General features: G+C 41.3%; 17 protein-coding genes. 7 read left to right on the top strand and 10 right to left on the bottom strand.

The genetic code is table 11. The annotated features are described in order from the left end of the window. The first annotated feature begins 218 nt into the window (after positions 1–218). Both I8751_RS19495 and I8751_RS19490 read left to right on the top strand, forming a co-directional pair. Positions 219–1,784, top strand: a complete 1,566-nt coding sequence (locus I8751_RS19495; RefSeq protein ID WP_214440769.1) for a hydantoinase B/oxoprolinase family protein — start codon at positions 219–221, stop codon at positions 1,782–1,784. A gap of 246 nt (positions 1,785–2,030) precedes the next feature. After that, a complete protein-coding gene (locus I8751_RS19490; protein WP_214440768.1) occupies positions 2,031–3,581 on the top strand; it encodes a serine/threonine-protein kinase in 1,551 nt (516 codons plus the stop codon). A 448-nt stretch (positions 3,582–4,029) separates the two neighbouring features. Here the strand turns inward: I8751_RS19490 and I8751_RS19485 are convergent, their stop codons facing one another. The 4 genes from I8751_RS19485 to I8751_RS19470 all read right to left on the bottom strand — a co-directional run bounded on the left by I8751_RS19485 (position 4,030) and on the right by I8751_RS19470 (position 7,685). Further along, positions 4,030–4,224, bottom strand: coding sequence for an NblA/ycf18 family protein (locus I8751_RS19485; RefSeq protein WP_214440767.1), 195 nt, complete (start codon positions 4,222–4,224; stop codon positions 4,030–4,032). A gap of 555 nt (positions 4,225–4,779) precedes the next feature. Further along, a complete protein-coding gene (locus I8751_RS19480) occupies positions 4,780–5,511 on the bottom strand; it encodes a Stp1/IreP family PP2C-type Ser/Thr phosphatase (protein ID WP_214440766.1) in 732 nt (243 codons plus the stop codon). Positions 5,512–5,529: 18 nt separating this feature from the next. After that, complete coding sequence (locus tag I8751_RS19475) at positions 5,530–7,218, bottom strand: ABC1 kinase family protein (RefSeq protein WP_214440811.1); 1,689 nt, start codon at positions 7,216–7,218, stop codon at positions 5,530–5,532. 140 nt (positions 7,219–7,358) lie between these two features. After that, the gene (locus I8751_RS19470) at positions 7,359–7,685 is read right to left on the bottom strand and encodes a DUF6825 family protein (protein ID WP_214440765.1); all 327 of its coding nucleotides are present in this window, start codon (positions 7,683–7,685) and stop codon (positions 7,359–7,361) included. Positions 7,686–8,358: 673 nt separating this feature from the next. Here I8751_RS19470 and I8751_RS19465 point away from each other — a divergent pair. After that, positions 8,359–10,524 carry a PhoX family protein gene (locus I8751_RS19465; protein ID WP_214440764.1) on the top strand — a complete coding sequence of 722 codons (2,166 nt, stop codon included), beginning with the start codon at positions 8,359–8,361 and terminating at the stop codon, positions 10,522–10,524. A 219-nt stretch (positions 10,525–10,743) separates the two neighbouring features. Here I8751_RS19465 and I8751_RS19460 read toward each other — a convergent pair whose 3' ends face one another. Then, positions 10,744–11,289 carry a PEP-CTERM sorting domain-containing protein gene (locus I8751_RS19460; RefSeq protein ID WP_214440763.1) on the bottom strand — a complete coding sequence of 182 codons (546 nt, stop codon included), beginning with the start codon at positions 11,287–11,289 and terminating at the stop codon, positions 10,744–10,746. Between the two features lie 440 nt (positions 11,290–11,729). Here I8751_RS19460 and I8751_RS19455 point away from each other — a divergent pair, with 440 nt between their 5' ends. Then, entirely contained in the window at positions 11,730–12,932 is a 1,203-nt protein-coding gene (locus tag I8751_RS19455; protein ID WP_214440762.1) for an argininosuccinate synthase, read from the top strand. A gap of 55 nt (positions 12,933–12,987) precedes the next feature. Here the strand turns inward: I8751_RS19455 and I8751_RS19450 are convergent, their stop codons facing one another. Then, positions 12,988–13,617, bottom strand: coding sequence for a DedA family protein (locus I8751_RS19450; protein ID WP_214440761.1), 630 nt, complete (start codon positions 13,615–13,617; stop codon positions 12,988–12,990). 451 nt (positions 13,618–14,068) lie between these two features. Here I8751_RS19450 and I8751_RS19445 point away from each other — a divergent pair, with 451 nt between their 5' ends. Next, positions 14,069–14,422: an STAS domain-containing protein gene (locus tag I8751_RS19445; protein WP_214440760.1), complete on the top strand. Its 354-nt coding sequence runs from the start codon at positions 14,069–14,071 to the stop codon at positions 14,420–14,422. A gap of 615 nt (positions 14,423–15,037) precedes the next feature. Here I8751_RS19445 and I8751_RS19440 read toward each other — a convergent pair. Next, a complete protein-coding gene (locus tag I8751_RS19440; protein ID WP_214440759.1) occupies positions 15,038–15,589 on the bottom strand; it encodes an Npun_F5560 family protein in 552 nt (183 codons plus the stop codon). A 284-nt stretch (positions 15,590–15,873) separates the two neighbouring features. Next, entirely contained in the window at positions 15,874–16,221 is a 348-nt protein-coding gene (rpsF, locus tag I8751_RS19435) for a 30S ribosomal protein S6 (RefSeq protein ID WP_214440758.1), read from the bottom strand. 471 nt (positions 16,222–16,692) lie between these two features. On the opposite strand from rpsF, the gene I8751_RS19430 reads away from it, so the two are divergent. Continuing rightward, complete coding sequence (locus tag I8751_RS19430) at positions 16,693–17,466, top strand: fumarylacetoacetate hydrolase family protein (protein WP_214440757.1); 774 nt, start codon at positions 16,693–16,695, stop codon at positions 17,464–17,466. Between the two features lie 3 nt (positions 17,467–17,469). Here I8751_RS19430 and I8751_RS19425 read toward each other — a convergent pair whose 3' ends face one another. Both I8751_RS19425 and I8751_RS19420 read right to left on the bottom strand, forming a co-directional pair. Continuing rightward, positions 17,470–17,946, bottom strand: coding sequence for a Tic20 family protein (locus I8751_RS19425; RefSeq protein ID WP_214440756.1), 477 nt, complete (start codon positions 17,944–17,946; stop codon positions 17,470–17,472). An 81-nt stretch (positions 17,947–18,027) separates the two neighbouring features. Then, entirely contained in the window at positions 18,028–18,225 is a 198-nt protein-coding gene (locus I8751_RS19420; protein WP_214440755.1) for a hypothetical protein, read from the bottom strand. A gap of 493 nt (positions 18,226–18,718) precedes the next feature. Here I8751_RS19420 and glyA point away from each other — a divergent pair, with 493 nt between their 5' ends. Next, positions 18,719–20,002 (top strand): serine hydroxymethyltransferase, encoded by a 1,284-nt coding sequence (glyA, locus tag I8751_RS19415; RefSeq protein WP_214440754.1) that lies wholly within the window; start codon positions 18,719–18,721, stop codon positions 20,000–20,002. Positions 20,003–20,015 lie beyond the last annotated feature (13 nt).

Here is a 20,015-nt window from a genome sequence, read left to right as displayed (position 1 = left end):
TTCTATTTATGTACAGTGCAGATTTAGTTTTAGCATTTCAAGACCAACCATTAGCCTAACTTTAATAACCTACAGATTGCAATATTTTTAAACAAGGATTTTTGGCAACTATAATTGTAAACCTAAATCGTATTTGTTTATCCTAACCTCAAATTTATGATAATTTTCCTTGTATCTCCGTATTTCTGTGGTTTTGTTTATCATACAATAAAAAAATAATGTATACAAAATTTCAACCCGATCCCGTTCGCTTAGAAATATTCAAAAATCTCTATCAATTTATCGCCGAACAAATGGGAATTGTGCTGCAAAATACAGCAGCATCGGTCAATATCAAAGAGAGGTTAGATTTCTCCTGTGCTATTTTCGACTCTTCTGGATTATTAGTAGCTAATGCCCCTCACATCCCTGTACATTTAGGCTCAATGAGTGAAAGCGTTCGCAGTTTAATTAATGATCAGGGCAACACAATCAAACCAGGAAATGTATATTTATCCAATAATCCTTATAACGGGGGAACTCATCTTCCTGATGTGACTGCGATTACTCCTGTGTTTATGGAAAATGAGGAAACAACTACATCCTCTACTCCCCTTTTTTATGTTGCTTCTCGCGGACACCAAGCCGATATCGGTGGAATTACTCCTGGTTCCATGCCTCCCAACAGTATTACAGTAGAGGAAGAAGGAATTATTTTTGATAATTTTCTCTTGGTTGAACAGGGAAATTTCAGAGAAAGCCCAGTAAGAGAATTACTATTAAATCATTTTTATCCGGCTCGTAATCCTGACCAAAATATAACTGATTTTAAAGCACAAATTGCCGCCAATCAAAGAGGAGTTCAAGAACTTCTGAAAATGGTTGAGAAATATGGACTAGAGACAGTCCAAGCTTATATGCAATTTGTACAAGCTAATGCTGAAGAGTCAGTTAGAAAAGCGATCGCTGTTCTTAAAGATGGCTCATTTATTTATGAAATGGATAATGGGGCACGCATTCAAGTTAAAGTGACTATTGATTACAGCGATCGCAGTGCCACGATTGATTTTACTGGAACATCTGCCCAACTCAAAAGTAATTTCAATGCTCCCAAAGCTGTGACTCAAGCAGCAGTTTTATATGTCTTTCGGACTCTGGTTAGCGATCGCATTCCCCTCAATGCTGGATGTCTTAACCCTCTAAAAATGATTATTCCCGAAGGCTGTATGCTGAACCCAATCTATCCAGCAGCAGTAGTAGCAGGTAATGTCGAAACATCCCAAACTATCGTCGATGCTTTATATGGTGCTTTGGGTGTAATGGCGGCTTCTCAGGGAACCATGAATAATTTTACCTTTGGTAATGAGCGATATCAATATTACGAAACCATCTGTGGTGGTTCTGGGGCTGGAGCTAACTTTGATGGTACTGATGGCGTTCATTCTCACATGACTAACTCTCGCTTAACTGATCCAGAAGTCTTAGAAACTCGCTATCCTGTGCAGGTAGAAAGTTTCGGTCTTCGTCTTAATAGCGGCGGTAAAGGAAAACATTCAGGTGGCGATGGGGTTATCCGACGCATCCGTTTTCTAGAACCTATGACAGCCAATATTCTTTCTGGACATAGATTTGTGCCTCCCTTTGGGTTAAATGGTGGAGAAGCAGGGAAAGTAGGGCGCAACTGGATACAACGTCAGAATGGAAGCGAAGAAAATTTAGGCAGTACAGCAACAGTAGAGATGAAACCAGGGGATGTTTTTGTAATTGAAACTCCTGGGGGAGGGGGATTTGGTCAAGTCTCCTGAGTTCTATGACAACTCTTTGGTAAGTGTAGTTAATACTAATCTGAGTTTTTGGAATGACTTGAGTTATCTAATTAGTGAAAATTGGGCAAACTAAAACTAAATCAAATTTAAAGTGCGGAATGGTGCAAAACATCAGGATAAATCTACCCGTTCCGTTTGTTTGAACGCACTTTTACCCAAACACTCATAACCTGCTTACTGTACAGGTGTCATACACGATTGTTGAATATTGGAGTCGAATTTTTTATGTCAGACCCCAACATTGGTCGCTTACTCGGCAAACGTTACCAGCTTCAAGAGTTAATCGGGACTGGAGCTATGGGTAGAGTTTATCGTGCTAAGGATATTTTGTTGGGAGGTGTACCCGTTGCGGTAAAGTTTCTCGCCCTGTCCATACAAAATGAAAAGATTCGGTTGCAAGAACGCTTTGAGCGAGAAGCCAAAACCTGTGCCTTATTAGGGCAAAAAAGCATCCACATTGTTCGAGTTATGGACTATGGCGTAGACGAAAATAATACCCCATTCTATGTTATGGAATACCTGCAAGGACATAGCCTAAACAATATTATCCGTCAGCAAAATCTATCGGTATTAAGATTTCTCAGTATGGCGCGTCAAATCAGCTTGGGTTTGCAGTGCGCTCATAATGGCATTCCAGTTGATGGCACAATCTACCCTATTATTCATCGTGATATTAAGCCCAGTAATATGCTGGTGATTCAAGACCCCAGTTTTGGAGAGTTGGTTAAGGTTCTAGATTTTGGGATTGCAAAGTTACTCCAAGCAAATAGCGACCAGACGAAATACTATTTGGGAACCTTGGCTTATTCTTCTCCTGAACAAATGGAGGGCAAGGAATTAGACAACCGTTCTGATATTTATAGTTTAGGCGTGATGATGTTTGAGATGCTGACAGGCAAGATGCCATTAGTAGCACCAACTCATTCCTTTGGAGCATGGTATAAAACACATCACACCCAACCACCACGTACTTTTGCTGAGGTTGCACCTGGGTTACAAATTCCCAAGGAAGTGCAAAATTTGGTGATGAGTTGTCTAGCCAAAAGCACACGCGATCGCCCCCAAAGCATCAATGAAATTCTTCAGGTTTTAGAATCTCTAGAACAGCGTTACCGTATCCACGCGGTTCCACAGAATAATATATCTACTCGTACCCTGACAATTAAGGCTGAGATTAAACCGAAGGTTAGCCATGATTTACAGGTATCTCTGTCTCAGGATGAAATTGCTCGCGCTACTTCCTGGCCTGAGAATAAACCTATTGCTGATATTGTTTTTCCCCAATCTATCCATGCCAATGGGGAGGCTTTACCAGCGCTATGGATAATGCTGCCACAACAAGAAATTATCAAACGCTTAGTCTGTAAACGTTATAATCAGTTTCTTTTTATCACTACACCCCATCCCATGCTGTTATGGATTACCGTGATCTATAACCGTAAATATGGTGCTAAATGGTTGCCTTACTATCTCGATCTTAAAACTAGTCTAGGTCAGGAGATCACTTATTTACTGGGACAAACAGGTTCTTATCGCCTGTTATTTTTTGCACGGGAGATACCAAACCGCTGTTCTCATGTCCTACTTGCCAGTATTGCCCCTGCTCAACGTCAACGACTCCAACAATGGGTAAAAGCAGGCAAAACCTTAGTTTCCGTTGCCGACCCCCAGATGAGCAAAAACTTACTCAAAAACGAGTATGAAAAGATTAAGCCCCATATTTTGACAAAATTAGAAACATCTAAGACAGATTCTCATTTTGATCTTTCAGGGTAAGAAAAATATCAAGGAGCTAAACAGGCTTATTGGAAATATGTAAAGTTTTATAACAATAAATATCTATCTAGTTGTAAGCTTCATTTATAAAAAATATAATGGGCAACAGTGCTAGATAAGTTTGCTTAAATTTACGCACAACTTGATCTGTAAATCTTACAGCAGATAAGTAATTGTGTCATAAACACACTGCTGACGATGTTAAACCATCTGCTTAAAGTAGGGTTTGGCTATATACTGATTGCTAATTTCAACCTAAAGCTACAAGCTTTTGAAAAGATTGCCAAGGTTATATGCAGCCAATAAGCATTTTTAATGTGGATTTGGACAGTAAATTATTCAGTATTAAGACTGCTTATTTAAAGTTGACGCCCCAGCATCCCCAGCCCCTTTCCTCCCTGGAACCGAGCAAGAGAAGGAGGTCGCCCACTGCGACACAAAAACTCATCTATGCCATAGCGGAACCTGAATCTATTCCCCACTGGTGCTTGAGTAGTTCTTGATAAGTCGCTTCACGCACAACCATTTGCTCATAAAGCTTGACTAAAAAGTCTTGAGCTTGTTCATGGCTCATGTGCTGTACTTGAGTGGCAAATGAGCGAATGCTGAATTGCTGTTCTAAGGATAAGTTTGGTTTGTTCATAGTAACTCCGAAAAAACAACGCGTAAAAGTTATGTTGGTTGCAGAAGTCCAAAGGGATAAGATTTGGACTCTGATTCATCCTACAGTTGTACCTCTGTATTAAGAAAGATAACAATTGTGTGACAAATTGCCCATACCCTTAAGGGGAATTTTTTTGCTTTTGATAGCTTGCACCTAAACCTACTGATATACAACCCAAGTCTGCTAAAGCAAATTCCGGAAAAAATTACTATTTGTAATATCCCTCCGGATAGGTTGGAATACGCTGATCCGCTTTCATCCTCGTTTAAACTTCTCTAGAAAGGAGAAGCTCATAGAGAGATGAAAGGTATTAAGCGTGAATTATATTCGCCATATATCATTAGGTGCAAGATGTCAATTCACTAAATTATGTCAACATGGCCGCCAGCAGTTAAATTTGGAGGCTAAAAGTATTTGTATCAAGTTGTAAATGGGAAAAATGCTCACGCTGAACAAATTGGTGAGTATATTTACTAGAAAGAGTCTAAAGTCTAAATTCAATAGTCAAAAGTTATAACTTTTGACTATTGACTACTAACTATTTTCAAGGGCCACAATCACGACTGTGATGTTATCGTGCCCACCTTCTTGTTTTGCAGCTTCAATTAAAGAGAGGGCGGCTTTTTCTAGTAATGGAGTGTCATGCAAGTAATCAAAAATTTTCTGATCAACAAGTTCTTCGGTCAAACCATCGCTGCATAATAGCAAGCGATCGCCAACCTGCACATCCAGTGGTTGCACATCAACTTGGTGTAAGTCTTCACGTCCTAAACAACGGGATAACACATGACGGAAGGGATGAACCCGTGCTTCATCTGAGGTGATATCGCCGACTTTGATCGCCCTTGCGACCCAAGTATGGTCTTCTGTGATCTGTTCTAGTTGTGCTTCTCTGAGACGGTAGATTCTAGAATCACCAACATGAGCGCACCAAGGCGAATCTGATGAGCGAAAAACTACCGCTACAACTGTTGTACCCATATCAGCGCGTTCAGGATGATTTTGCTGATCTTGCAAAATACCTTCATTTGCGTGCCACAAAGCCATTTCTAACAATTTTTCTGTAGACTCAGAAGAATCCCAATTTGCCACCAAATACGCCTGAATTTCGTGAGCAGCAATGCGACTTGCTTCTTCACCTCCCGCATGGCCACCCATCCCATCAGCAACAATGAAAAATCGCCCTTCAGGGTCGATATAGTAAGCATCCTGATTACTAGAACGAATCAGTCCCGGATCGCTGAAACCCGTAAAATTAAGTTTCATAAATTTTTGCGGCAACAATTAATACATACGGTCATAACGGTCGAGGCGTAGAAGTAAGCGGATTAGGATTACTGAGACTGCTGCGGCAATTAAACCAAAAAGCAGTGCTAACCATACATAATGATGATTAACCAATAAAAGGGTGGCTGAAAGAGTAAATCCACTGATTATCAAAGCGTAGATCATTCCTAGCTGGATATTGCTCTGTCGTCGCAGCAGGCGCTCCGTTTCTATAGAACGGACGCGGACGCGCATGTCTCCGCGTTCTAGTTTTTCTAGTGTATCCTCTAATCTACGCGGCAGTCCAAAGGCAGTTGTACTTACCTGAACTGCTTGACGACTTAATTCATTGAGGAAGCTATTACTCTCAGAACCATTCATATTAGTCATAAGTTGCATTGCATAAGGTTGGGCAACTTCCATAAAGTTAAATTCTGGATCTAAACCCTTGCCTACCCCTTCTAAAGTAGAAAAGGCTCGCATCACAAAAGTGAAGGTTGCAGGAAATCTAAATGGCTGATTATAAGCTATTTCATAAAGGTCGTCACTGATTGCTGCCACTGATTGATTTTCAAAGGGCTTATCCATAAAGTTATCCAGCATGTACTGGACAGAACGCCGCACTGGCCCCATGTCATCTGTGGGTGCGATCGCCCCTAAATCGATCAAAGATTGCACAACGCGATCGCCATCTTTTTGGGCGATACCAAATAGCGTTTCCATTAGTCCTTCCCGAATGTTGGACTTAATCCGTCCCATCATCCCGAAATCGTAGAAAATTAAAGCACCATCCGGATTGACTGCAATGTTACCTGGATGAGGATCGGCATGAAAAAAGCCATTATTAAGTAACTGAAGCAGATAAGCTTGAGCGCCTTGACGGGCAATTATCTTACGATCTATACCTGCTGCTTCTAAAGCTTCGTATTGGCTAATTTTAATTCCAGGGAGATATTCTAAGGTCAGCACTCTGGGCGAGGCATAACGCCAGTAAACTCTGGGAACTTTTACCCAGTCGTAGCCACGAAAGTTCCGACGAAAAGTATCAGCGTTGCGACCTTCATTAAGATAATCAATTTCTTCCCAAAGAATGCGACAACACTCTTCGTAAATACCTATCCAATCTCTGCCTCGACCCCATTTAGGATGGTTTTGAAAATAGCGAGTAATTCCTTTCAGAATTTGTAAATCTATTTCAAACAGCTTCTTGAGTCCAGGACGTTGTACTTTGACAACAACTGCTTCCCCAGTATGCAGCACAGCTTTATGCACTTGCCCCAAACTAGCAGCAGCTAGAGGAATAGGTTCAAAATTTTGGAAGAGTTCGGGAATTTTCTTGCTTAGTTCTTGCTCAATACTTGCTTCTACTTGTTCATAGCTAAATGCCGGCACTTTGTCTTGCAGCTTTGCCAACTCTTCGACATATTCACTAGGGAATATATCAGCGCGAGTAGAAAACAATTGCCCAACTTTGATAAAAGTTGGGCCTAAGTCCAGCAGGGTAGTACGAATCCACACTGCTTGAGCTTTACGTCTTGCTGCTTGCTTTGCCTCAGTGACACCACCAGGGTAACTCCACGATTTGTTGTAGCGCCAAATCTTGAACATCAAGGTCAAAACAAAAGACCAAATGTCCACGAACCGCCTTCTGCTAGAGTAGTTTTCACGATTCCAACGGTAGGCCTTATCTGAATAACCTGTTTCCATATCCTTTGCGTACCGTTGATTTGCCACCGAATCACCTGGAAGAAAAGACACTCTGATTCCTAAACTGTTTTTAAGATGTCAGTTGTCAGTTGTTAGTTGTTAGTCGCTACTGACTACTGACTACTGACTAATAACGAAATTTATACAGAACTACTACGATAACGTTGCAATTCGTTCCGCAACAGGGCAATTTCTGCTCTCAGTTCATCAATCGTTGCTTGTAAATCAACTGGTTCAGAACCATATTGTCTACTAGATGAGGCAGCTTGACCCGTATTAGCAACTTCTGCTGCCCGATTTGCGCGCTCTGTAACTTCTTCTGTGAATTGGCGCAGTTGTTCTCTAGCTTCTGCATCAAATTTGCCCACTTCGCTCAGAGCGTCGGTCAAAGCGACCTCTAAACGCTCATTAATCACTTCTGCTGCTGCTCTGCCTACGAAAAAGGCTTGTAAAAGGGGGTTACTCATAAATATTTGTTACGCTCGTCCGCAAGAGAATTATAACTTGCCTGTATGCTTTGCGGCTTCTGCTGCGGAGCTAGATATTCGGCTTGATGAGAATCAGTAGAGCAATTTCTGAGAGATTGAATCATAGCGATCGCCAGTCTTGCCATATTCACCTCTACTCATGACAGGCGTGCTTTTATGAGTATTGTCGTATTTCAACGAAAAACATCTTCGTTTTTGGCGCAAAAACTGATAGCTGAAATGAGGATTCACTAAAGAAGTTGAAAGTGTAAAAACAGAAAAATGTAGTAACGAATTTTTATAAGCAAAACTTCACCCAATTATAAAAAATCTCTCAATTTATAAACTGCAAATACGTAGACAAAACACCTCATATACACATTTATCATCAAAAAAAATTGTTGATAAATTCAAATTAATCAATATATAACCTGATGTTAACACTTAGTAATTAAGTTAAAAAAAACTTGATTATTTCTGTCTGCTTAAGCAGCATCAGCCAGTTGTGAATTATTATTCACTGCTATTTTTTGAGCTGTTCACAATATGTCAAATCTCCATAAAAATCTCAGTAATTTATGTAAATACATAGAATCTTTATTTACTAAATTACTCGTGTTACTGAGAGATGAACTGAATAGCAAACTCGTAAGCCTTAAATGGAGAACAAAGAATGAAAGGACGCTTTCACCCTAAAAATAATTTGACCCTCAACCCATCAGGTAACGAGTCGATTCGTGATGTAATTGACCGGGTTAGCCTGAGCAGGCGGCGGTTCATTATGACGGCTGTGGGTACTTCAATGCTAACTGTTCTGGGCGATGTTTCTATTGGTGGCTTTCTTCAAAGTGTTGAGGCAGCACCGATTCCCAAGGGAACAGGATTTGCTGGCATAGGCTTTAAGAGCATTCCACCAAATCTACTCAACCCAGTTACAGGACTTCTGGAAAAGGATCTTGTCAGTGTTCCTGAAGGTTATACAGCTAAAGTATTGGTTGCTTGGGGAGATCCGATCGCATTTGGTGGCCCAACTTGGCTAGCAGATGCTTCCCAAGATGCGGCTGCTCAAGAAAAGCAATTTGGTATGCACGCTGATGGGATGCACTACTTCCCTTTACAGCCAGGGAATGTTGTTAGTCGGACAGTGAGTTCGCAAGCAAGATCATTAAGAGGCTTTTTAAACCAGCCGATAAATACTGGTCTGCTGTGCGTGAACCATGAATATACTCAGGAATCAATTTTGCATCCAGATGGTTTGGATGTAGTCACAATCGCTAAGGTACGGAAGTCTCAGGCTGCTCATGGTGTATCTGTTGTAGAAATTTCCAAAAACGGCAATGACTGGAGTTTTAATCGTAATTCGTCTTATGGTCGCCGGATTACTGGTAACACCAAGATGCGAATTTCGGGGCCTGCGGCTGGCGATGCACTATTGAAGTCGAAGAAATTTGACATTACGCCAACTGGCTCTGTTGACACCGGCACAGTCAACGACGGCTACACTGCTTATGGTACTCTCAACAACTGCGCCAACGGTTACACACCTTGGGGCACTTACTTGACTTGTGAAGAAAACTGGAACGGCTACTTTGGAAACCTTGGCGAAGAGCTAGTTTCAATTCCAGGAATCGAAGACTCAGAGATTCTAGAAGGACAGAATCGGTACGGTCTTGCACCTTCAGGGTTTGGCTATCGCTGGCATGAAGTCGATCCACGCTTTAATTACCACACAAACCCACTCGAACCTCATTTATTTGGCTGGGTGGTTGAAATTGATCCTTACAATCCGCAAAGTACACCAGTCAAACGCACTGCCCTTGGTCGCTTTAAGCACGAGAGCGCTCAGGTTGTTGTTGATGATAATAACCGTGTTGCTTTCTATATGGGTGACGACGAGCGCAACGATTACATCTACAAGTTTGTTTGTGCCCAACCTTTAAATCCCGGAAATCGTGCTGCTAACCGCGATTTACTTGACAAAGGTGTTCTGTACGTTGCTAAATTCAATGACAACGGTACTGGTGAATGGCTGCCTTTGGTTTACGGTCAGCGCGGTCTGACACCAGAAAACGGTTTTAGAAGCCAAGCTGAAGTATTGGTTAAGACAAGACAAGCAGGCGATCGCGTCGGCGCAACGATGATGGATCGCCCAGAGTGGGTAGCCGTGCGTCCTCGGATTGGCGGATATAAAGAGATTGAAGTCTACTGTACGTTGACTAACAATACTCGTCGCGGTACAGACCCAGCGTCCTCCAACCAGCCAGACGGCTCAACAGCAGGAGGCGGTGCGCGTCCTCCCGTGGATGCTGCTAACCCACGTCCTGACAACCGTTATGGTCACATCATTCGCTGGCGCGAAGATGGACGCAGTGTCACAGCAACTACTTTCAAATGGGATATTTTCTTTGAAGCTGGCGACAAAACCAGACCCGAACCAAATCTCCAAGGCAACATTAAAGGTGATGACTTAAGTTCACCAGATGGTCTGTGGTTCGACGACTTCGGCCGCCTCTGGATTCAGACCGACCACGCAGGCGATGGTATCGGTGATTTGGTAAACATCGGTAGCAATACAATGTCGTGTGCTGACCCTAATACCAAACAAGTTAGGCGCTTCTTGACCAGCCCTACCGACTGTGAAGTAACTGGTGTAATTACTACACCCGATGGTAAAGCGATGTTTATCAACATCCAGCACCCAGGCGATCGCGGAGATGCCTCGAATCCCACAATCGCCAGCAATTGGCCTCACAGTCAAGGCTATGGCCCATCTGGCCGCCCACGTTCTTCAACTGTAGTGATTACCCGCAACGACGGTGGCGTTGTTGGTGGTCTCTAAAACTGATCGCGCTTTGAGCAATAAGGCATATTAAAGTCTTTTAACGCTTTGGCTTGTTGATACAGTTTATTCAATTGACCATGACTAATCGCTTTAATCCTTGATTTGAATCAAAGTCAAAGGTTAGGCGATTTATTTTTCTATGTTCTATAAATGAAATCCTCACCTTGTAAGTGAGGATTTTATTAATTTAGATTTTGCTTTAATGTATGCGTATTATTAAGCTGTCACTTTTGTTGCTTTCTTCTTGCGTTGCATCCACAATCCCATAACACTAGCGATCGCAGTACCTGTAATAGCTAACGGTTCTGGTACTTTAGTGTAGCTTACAGTACCGACTTCTGTTGCATTTACTGATTGCTCAATTACATAAAATCTGTTTCCTCCTAGATCTGGAGTATTTACATCACTCCCGATCACAAACTGATCGGCAACAAAATAGCTCAGTCCCAAAACTTGGCCATTGTTAAAACTGACTATGGGAAAACTGTCGAAATCAGTATCATCAGCTTCCGTATAGTTAGTACCCAAGTAGTTAAATGCAACTGCTAATCCATTCTCAACTCCCAATGTCTCAAGACCTACATTGGTTAAGGTCGAGTCGTCGTATTGAAAAGAACCGAAATACTCACCTGGGTTGCTGCCAGATGTAGCATTTACAGTGAAGTTGTAATTCAATAGGGCAGCTTGTGCTGGATTAGCACCAACAGCAACAACAGAAATAGCAGCAAAAGCTGCAATACCCAAATTTTTAGCTAATTTCATCACGAAATACTCCAAAACAAAAAAGTAAATAGTTACCTAAACTCACTTAAATTTAATAAGCTTTCAATCAACTACCAAAGGTTAAGGAATATAAAACAAATGGTTAAATAAAATTGGGCTGCTTGTGAAATTACTGCCATAGAAGAGGTTTAGAAAGTTTGATAAATACTTACTTACTTAAATGCTGAGTTAGTAAGATTTAGAGAAATTGATACCTGATGAAGTTAAATACAATAGCTTTATGATTAAAGTAATCGCTTTGTTGTCAAATTTTGACAAATTTTCAAATTCTTGAGGAACATCATCCGGTGATTAACTCAGATGGGTTGCGTTGTACAGCGTCAGCCAAACTGCCGAGTAAGCCACGTCTCAAGAAAATATACGTGTATTAGTTAGATATAATAATGACTCATTCTTTGTTTTCCTAAATGGAGAAACCAATGGGTCGCGCCAAAAAGGTTGTCCTGGCATATTCTGGCGGAGTTGATACTTCTGTTTGCATCCCTTACCTCAAGCATGAGTGGGGTGTAGAAGAGGTGATTACTTTAGCAGCAGATTTAGGTCAGGGAGATGAGTTAGAACCAATCCGAGAAAAAGCTTTGAAATCGGGTGCAAGTGAATCCCTAGTGGCGGATGTGAAAGACAGCTTTGTTAAAGATTATGCCTTTTTTGCGATTCAAGCCAATGCCCTTTATGAAAATCGCTATCCCCTAGGAACTGCTCTTGCACGTCCATTAATTGCCAAAATTTTAGTAGAAACTGCCCAAAAGTATGGTGCTGATGCGATCGCTCATGGTTGCACTGGTAAGGGTAATGATCAGGTTCGCTTTGATGTCTCTGTCACCGCCCTGAACCCAAACCTGAAGATCCTCGCACCAGCCAGAGAATGGGGGATGAGCCGTGAGGAAACTATCGCCTATGGTGAAAAGTTTGGTATCCCCTCGCCAGTTAAAAAATCTTCTCCCTACAGCATTGATAAGAATTTGCTTGGTCGTAGCATTGAAGCTGGTGTGTTGGAAGATCCAACAGTTGAGCCACCAGAAGAAATTTATGAGATGACTAAAGCAATTGCTGACACTCCCAACGAGCCAGAGTATATCGAAATTGGGTTTAACGAAGGTATTCCTACCACCCTTAACGGTACACCCCAAAAGCCAGTTGAACTGATTGAACAACTCAATCAGGTAGCGGGAAATCATGGTATCGGGCGAATAGACATGATAGAAAACCGCTTGGTGGGTATTAAATCCAGAGAAATTTACGAATCACCAGCTATGTTAGTGCTGATTCAAGCACACCGAGATTTAGAAAGCCTGACTTTAACAGCAGATGTCAGCCACTACAAACGAGGGATTGAAGAAACTTATACCCAAATTGTCTATAACGGTTTGTGGTACAGTCCACTCAAAAATGCACTGGATGCATTTATCCAAAAGACGCAAGAGCGAGTGTCGGGAATCGTGCGAGTAAAACTTTTTAAAGGTAATATCTCCATAGTTGGGCGTTGGAGTGACAATTCACTTTATAGCCCCGACTTGGCTACCTACGGTTCTGAAGATCAATTTGACCACAAAGCTGCTGAGGGTTTTATCTACGTTTGGGGATTACCCACTCGTATTTGGGCACAGCACACTAGGGGTTAGAAGTTGGAGTTAGGAGCTAATAAGTTAAATTTTTTATTTCGCTCCTAACTCCTAACTATTCTCCTGTTGCACGTTTAACTTGGCGGGATTCCCACCATAAAGGTATAGCAATCAAAGCAACCAGAATCAGTAAAGCCGCGATCGCAAATTGGCTTACCCACGCCACTAATTGTTCTAAAGAGACAACTCTGCCAGCAAAAAAAGCTAATGTCACCATTGCACTAGCCCAAGTGGCCGCTCCTGCTAAGTTGTACAAAAAGAATTTTCCAAAAGGCATTTCAGCTATACCAGCTAGTGGTGCAGCAAAAATTCGCAGCAATGCAAAAAATCGTCCGAAAAATACAGCTTTAGCAGCGTTTTGACTAAATTGTTCTTTGATACTTAACAATCGCTCTTCCGAAATCCGGAAGAGTCTGCCTACTTGTAACAGAAAAGACCAACCGCCAAGCCTACCAATCCAATAGCCACAAGCACCACCAATTACTGCACCCGCAACCGCATCGGTGAGGACTAACCAATAACTTAGTTCATCACTGCCAGCTAGAAACCCACCCACTAAGGTAACAGTTTCTCCAGGAAGAGGAATGCCTAAATTTTCTAGCAAAATTCCCAGAAAAATTGCCCAGTAGCCGTATTGATGAGCAAATTCCTGGATGTTCTCTAGTGAAATCAGATCAAGAGACATCCCGCACCGCCGCCTTTACAATTTTTTACGTTTACTATATCTTGGCTCGTTTGTGGCTGGGGTGTCAATCAAGCCACTATGTATATCTAATGATTTATATTATTTATTACTTAATGAGTATTGACGATCACCTGTTAATCGATTAATAACACAACTACATACTTAAGTACCAAAAACAACAAGTATTTATAAAAAATTTATAAATATCCAGGATAAATATAAAAGTCTAGTAAAAGATACGTTTGATACCGAAATTCTTCAGCGTTTATGCATATATTTATGAAAGTTAACATAAATTATACGGCATAAATACTGACTCAAAATTAATCAATTGCAGGGCTGTAAATTTCCAAATATTGTGAATGAAACAGTAATTTTGCTCTTGAAACCTCATCAGTATTGATGTCGAGTTTTTGCTTTTGTTAAATGTTTCAACTACCGACTTAAATACATGACTATTTCACAAGAATTGCAAGTGGTTTTATTTAAGCCCCAGGGAAGCATCGATCTACAGGGTGGTATGGCTTTGAGCGAACAAATGGTTGATATAGTGCCCCAGCCTCATCAACTCTGGGTTATTGATCTAGCAGAGGTAGATTTTATGGATAGTTCGGGATTAGTCCCACTGGTTAAGGGTCTAACGACTGCGCGCCAGACTGGCTGCCGTCTAGTGCTTTGCAATGTGCAAGCCCCTGTGCGGTTAATTTTGGAACTGACCCAACTAGATTCAGTGTTTGAAATTTTTGACACTTACGAGGATATCTTCATTAACGTCGATGATCGCAGTCTGGTGCTAGCAAGCTAGCTTTTTATCATCACAGAAAAATGTATGGTGATCTAGGATAATCTTCACAATTATTAACAATCGTTCAGAGTTTTTTCCCATCACCAGCGATCGCAATCTGGATTTTTCAGACACAAAAACAATAGTAGTGAAGTTAGAGAATCGCTTTGCAGCACAGCAATATCAATGACAGATGAATTAATCTAACTGTTGGACGCTGATGTTAGTTAAAGCAGGTGCAGTGGGATATAGCCAAAGCAAATTTCACTCCTTTGCTACCCAAACTGCACCAGTTACGTAGCTGATAGAGATTTGAGGAGGTTAAATGCCCTCCAGTATTAATGCTGATGCTACACAGCTAAGTCAATATCAGGCAATGTATAGTTTTAATAGACCAAAAAACATTGTCTTGCGATTGCTAAACAGCGTCAGCATACTTGTTTAATTTAAAATTATTTGTAATATGATCACTTAGGGTTAGAAGTGATTTAGTTGCCAAATTTATAGCTAAAACTATATCTGTGATATTACACAACTGAGCATAATTCATAATTCCTAGGCCATCGCTAAAGCTAGGCGCTGGTATTCCGCCCTAAATTACGAACTAGTATTTATGTGATTACAGTCTCAGATATTTTACACAGTAGAAATATTATTTTGATTGGATATCGGGCGGGGAAAATTGGGTAAGTCAATACCACTGTGACTAGAATTACGGGTTTTAAGCGCCAATCGATAACTTACACTTTGCAACTCTGCCTGAAGTTGGCGGTTTTCACGTTGTAGGATTGCTACTTTTTCTCTCACAGGTGTCATGCGCTCCTCAAATTTACGGCGGTAAATTTGTGGTAACTCTTGTACTACTTGTTCCAACATCCGACTGCGATCGGTTAGTTCTTGGACTGACTGCCGTAGTTGGTAAATTTCGGCATCACGAGTAGTAATTTGTTCTTGGTAAAATGTTACCTGCTGCTCGACAGCTTGCAATTGTTCTCGCAACGCCTGCAACTGACTCATATTGAGTTCAGGTTGGGAGCGCTGAGGTATAAAATTAGCATTACCCTTCACCAAGCGGAAGAGTTCTTGAGATAACTGTTGCACTAATTGATCACGAAGTTGCAACTCTTGGCGAAGCTGCGACACTTCTGTAGAGAGAGCTTGAATGTTGGGTGTGTCAGTTTGGCTCACAGTGGCTTACAGCTCCCATTAACGTATCTTGTCCAAATTTTAGGTATAACAGCGATAGTACTGCCTTTGGCAAGTACTTGTTAATTTAGCATTCCCAACCGACGCATAAAAAAGGTCAAAGGTAAAAAATTTTTTAGATTTATTTTAATCAATACTGAGTATTGAAGCCCGGAAAACTTAACATCGCTAGTCTTCCCAAGGAAGAAATCCTTTCTTATGTGTTCTTTTTGTAGTGTTGATGAGCCGCAATACGACTCATCAACACTAGTTACTCAAGACTTATCTTAAGCAGATGCAGGTATAGGTGCAGGTACAGCAGGGCTTTCTGCTTTTTCTTCGCTTGGAAGTTCCTGTTTAATTGTCATGTAGCGAATCACTTCTTCGCTTAAACGCATTGCCCGTTCCATAGGCGCAATGGCATTTCCAGGACTAGTATAGTTCATCTGGATGTAGATACCATCTCGATTCTTTTTAATCTCATAAGCAAGACGGCGCTTACCACGATTTTGAATTTGGATATCTTCAGCACCTTGCTCTTGGAGCAAGTTTTGATATTTTGCAATTGCTTGCTCTACTTGTTCGTCTCCCAGATCAGGACGCAGAATGTATATTGTTTCGTAAAATGTGGACATGATTTTAAGTATCCTTATGGACAGAATGGTTACTTGTGCTGATCTATACAAGTTTTTTGATAGAAAATACTAGTATTAATCAACATCTGAAGCAACAAGGAACTATAATCTTACCAGTTTTCAATTTGGATCATTAGCTTAATCCGCCGAAATTTGCATCTTTAATAAGAAGCTATCTGCGGGTAACTAAAAAGCGGAGTGCTAATTCACCACAACTAACTGATTGCTCACCTCAGTGGTTTTGTAAGACCAAACTGTCTCTTTGCAGAAAGTCTACAGACTTGTTGATGAAAGTGAGAATCTAACTTTTGGTGAACAGCAGCAAATTGATCAAGCTATCAGTTTACCCAAAGGGTATGCTAGCCAAATGGAGTTTATAGCTATTGGTTTCTAAAACCTCCACTATGAACTGAATGTTGTGTTACCCCTTATCAGTTTTTAATCGCAGACAAAAGGATACTAATCAAGGTTATGGCGCAGCGCTATGTGCGAGTTCAAAATTTAGAAGGAAAGATTTACTATGGGTTGCTACAACTATCCCTTAGTGTGCAGGTGCTGGATGCTCCACCCTGGTTGCAAGGGCAACCCACAGATTTAAATTTAGAACCAGACAACTACCAAATTCTTCCTCCCTGCGCTCCGTCAAAAATTGTGGCGGTAGGTAAGAATTATGCAGATCATGCAGCTGAAATGGGAACTTCAGTCCCAAGTGAGCCGTTACTCTTTCTCAAACCACCGACATCTGTGATTGCGTCAGAAACCGAAATTAAATATCCTCTCCAGTCGCAACGGGTAGATTACGAAGGTGAGTTAGCATTAGTGATTGGCGATCGCGCCTTTAATTGCACACCAGAGGAAGCCCAAACTAAAATCTGGGGTTATACCATCGCTAATGATGTGACAGCACGGGATTTACAGCAAAAAGATAGTCAATGGACTAGAGCCAAAGGTTTTGATACTTTCTGTCCCCTAGGCCCTTGGATTGTCCGAGAATTAAATCCTGGAGCCAGATTACAGACTTTTTTGAATGAAAATGCTAATCCTGTGCAATCTGCTTGTATTGATCAGATGGTGTTTCCCCCGGATGTTCTAGTGTCCTATATTAGCCAAGTGATGACATTACTACCTGGAGATGTAGTACTAACTGGTACACCGTTGGGTGTCGGGCCGTTGCATCGAGGCGATCGTGTCCGTATTGAAATTGAAGGCATTGGTCGTCTAGAAAACACAGTAGCAGCCTATTAAACCCTAGCGCACTTGCATATAAACTGCATCAGAAATTGCCGGAATTTCTGCATAACGCCCCATTATGGACTGGACAACCGAATATGCAACAGCTGCTAAAATTCCTATAAAAATTGTTGTAGATAGAGTTTGGATAGCAAAACCACCACTAGGAATTAGACCAACAACATCAGTTAGGATACTGAATAAAAATATAACAATGTCCAAAAGGATTGCTTGCATAGTGTTGAAACGAATAAAATGGCTAATTTTTTCGTTTCTTACTACTAAAATCCATAAAGCAAAGAAAATAATCAGTCCTGCATAACGAACGCCATAATAAATCCTTAGCAACGGCATTAGGGGCAGAAACAGCACTAGCAGAGGTGGAAACTGTGCTATTAGAAATTGGCCAAAAGCAAAAACCTCAATTATGGGAAGCAAATAAGGTAAACAAGCAAAAATTCTATCTTTAATTGTTGTAGACCCACGCCAAGTCATTATGCGTTCTCCTGTGGCTAAATTTAGAGAGTTACTTGAGCCTAGGATAACGCAGTTACTTGGTCTTGCTAGGAAATTTGATTATTCTATGTGAGCGATGCGAAAGCCCATCATACATTCATACTGGGCTGGTTGCTGTTCTGTGAGTTTGCGGATGGCATGACCACAATAGAGTTTACCTCCACGCCAACGGGGTTGACCGCTACCATCAGCAAGTAAACACGACTGGCAAACTTGCTCAGGGGCGAAGATTTGATTGTCCGTTAAAATGACTAGCATCCAATCCCTCCTTATAAATCCTCATTATTACCCGCATTTTGTCAAGAGGAGATATGCTTAATATTCTTCCCAAAAGTGACTTCAGGTAGGTTGAGATGAAGCTGTAGATGGGAATTATGGAAATTTGCGATCGCGGAGGACACCTGGGAGTTTATTTTGACGCTCTTTTCGGCAACAATGGGGGTAGTAATTAAAAATCGCCAACTAAACCTTCATCTATTATTTATTGTATGTGGTGTATCTAATATGATTAGATTCTTTAGTAAAAAGTCATACATAAACTTTTACGCCAAAGATTACCAGGGGCAGCCAGTGGTATCCATTGCATTCCTATAAAATTAACGATGGAGCTAATGAATTTGATATTAGGGAAATTATGATCATTAAATACCTTCTTCAGGTTGGTATTTAAATAATCAATATGGGCTGTTACGGTAAATGCTGTAACCAGCCAAAATCAACTATTGCACAAATTTCCACAAGGATAGTTTAAGTGACTAAGACTAATTCAGACTTTTTGGCTAACTCAGATCCCGCGATCGCGCAATTACTCAACCAAGAACTACAACGTCAACGCGACCACTTGGAGTTAATTGCTAGTGAAAATTTTACTTCTGCTGCGGTACTTGCTGCTCAAGGTTCGGTATTGACAAATAAATATGCCGAGGGATTGCCTGGTAAACGCTACTATGGCGGTTGTGAATTTATTGATCAAGTTGAGCAACTGGGAATTGACCGGGCTAAACAGCTATTTGGCGCTGCTCATGCAAACGTCCAACCCCACTCAGGCGCACAGGCAAATTTTGCAGTTTTCCTGACCCTATTAGAGCCAGGAGACAAAATCATGGGAATGGATTTGTCTCACGGAGGGCATCTAACCCACGGTTCACCTGTGAATGTCTCAGGAAAGTGGTTTCAAGTTTGTCATTATGGCGTTAGTCAACAAACAGAACAACTGGACTATGACCAAATTCGGGAACTGGCGCTCAAGGAGTGTCCGAAGTTGCTGATTTGTGGTTATTCAGCTTATCCTCGTGTGATTGACTTTGTAAAATTCCGCAGCATTGCTGATGAAATCGGCGCTTATTTACTAGCGGATATTGCTCATATCGCTGGTTTAGTTGCTACTGGTTTGCACCCCGATCCAATTCCTCACTGTGATGTAGTCACAACAACTACCCATAAAACTCTCCGCGGCCCTAGGGGAGGATTAATCTTGACCCGCGATGCCGAACTCGGTAAAAAACTCGATAAATCAGTTTTTCCTGGCACTCAAGGTGGCCCTTTAGAACATGTTATTGCTGGTAAAGCAGTAGCATTTGGTGAAGCTCTCAAACCAGAGTTTAAAACTTATTCGGCTCAAGTTATTGACAATGCCCGTGCTTTAGCAAGCCAACTACAAAACCGGGGTTTAAAACTGGTATCTAATGGTACTGACAATCATTTAATGCTAGTAGATTTACAGTCTATTGGATTAACAGGTAAGCAAGCGGATCAGTTAGTGAGCGCAGTGAATATTACCGCAAACAAAAATACTGTTCCCTTTGATCCGCAGTCACCTTTTGTAACTAGTGGACTGCGTTTGGGTTCTCCAGCAATGACTACAAGAGGATTGGGAGAAATAGAATTTACCGAGATTGGTGATATTATTGCCGATCGCCTGCTGGCTCCAGATTCAGAAACAGTTGCTCAAGATTGTCGACGACGAGTCGCAGCATTGTGCGATCGCTTCCCCTTATACCCCCACTTGGAAATTCCTGTAGCAGCATTAGTCTAAGGAAGAAGTTATA

The organism is Atlanticothrix silvestris CENA357 (assembly GCF_016056295.1).
GTDB classification, from domain to species: domain Bacteria; phylum Cyanobacteriota; class Cyanobacteriia; order Cyanobacteriales; family Nostocaceae; genus Atlanticothrix; species Atlanticothrix silvestris.
This window is presented reverse-complemented; position numbering and strand designations above follow the sequence as displayed.